The 959-nt window shown below is 57.0% G+C and carries 1 pseudogene; it reads left to right on the top strand.

The window, feature by feature from the left end:
• Positions 1-163 precede the first annotated feature (163 nt).
• Positions 164-861, top strand: a pseudogene (gene istB, locus ACOCD2_RS22125) (IS21-like element helper ATPase IstB).
• The last annotated feature ends 98 nt before the right edge of the window (positions 862-959 follow it).

The following is a 959-nucleotide window of genomic DNA, read 5'->3' as shown; positions in this document are numbered from 1 at the left end:
TGCTGGAGCGCAAACCCGGCGCCTTGCGTAATGGCGCCCCCTTTGTGCAGTGGGACCTGCCCTCACCGGTGCGCAAGGTCAGGGATCATCTGCTCAAACAGGACAAAGGCGACCGCGCCTTCGCTTCGCTCTCCATGGCTGGCAGCGACTGAAGCTCTATGGCATGGCGGCCGCCTGCGAGGAACTGCTGGGAGAACGTCCCCGCAAAGCCAAAGACCCGGTGGTTTGGCTGGAAAAACTCATCGAGGCGGAACGGGTGGACCGGCAGGTTCGCTCGCTCAATTATCAGCTGCGAATCGCCCGCTTTCCCATTCGCCGTGAACTCGACAGCTTTGAATGGGCAGAATCCAGTGTGGATCAGGCCACCTTCGAAACCCTGGCAGAAGGCCACTTCACATCACAGGCCCACAATCTCATCCTGGTAGGCGGTACCGGCACGGGGAAGACCCACCTGGCCACGGCCCTGGGCATTGCGGTGATCCATCGTGGCCAGCGGGTTCGCTTCTGGTTCGCTTCTTCAATGTCGTGGATCTGGTGAATCGCCTGGAACAGGAAAAGGCCAATGGCCAGTCCGGCAAAATCATTCGCCAGCTGTTACAGGTGGACCTGGTGATCCTCGATGAACTGGGGTATCTGCCGTACCCGGCGTCTGGCGGTACTTTGCTGTTCCACCTGGTCAGCCAGCTCTATGAACGCACCAGTCTGATCATCACCACCAATCTATCCTTCTCCGAATGGGTGCAGGTCGTTACCGATGCCAAGATGACGACCGCCATGCTCGACCGCATCACCCACCACTGCGACATCATCGAAACCGGCAATGAATCCTACCGGTTCAAACACCGCAATCAGGCCTCATAGCCTGGTCAAAATTGCACGCTGATAACTGGTCAATTTTGGATGCTGTTTGACAGTTCATGATAAAAAAGCGGCCTGTAAAGGCCGCTAAAGTTTAGAAA

The sequence above is a fragment of the Thiolapillus sp. genome (assembly GCF_048562965.1).
GTDB lineage: Bacteria > Pseudomonadota > Gammaproteobacteria > Chromatiales > Chromatiaceae > Thiolapillus > Thiolapillus brandeum_A.
This window is presented reverse-complemented; position numbering and strand designations above follow the sequence as displayed.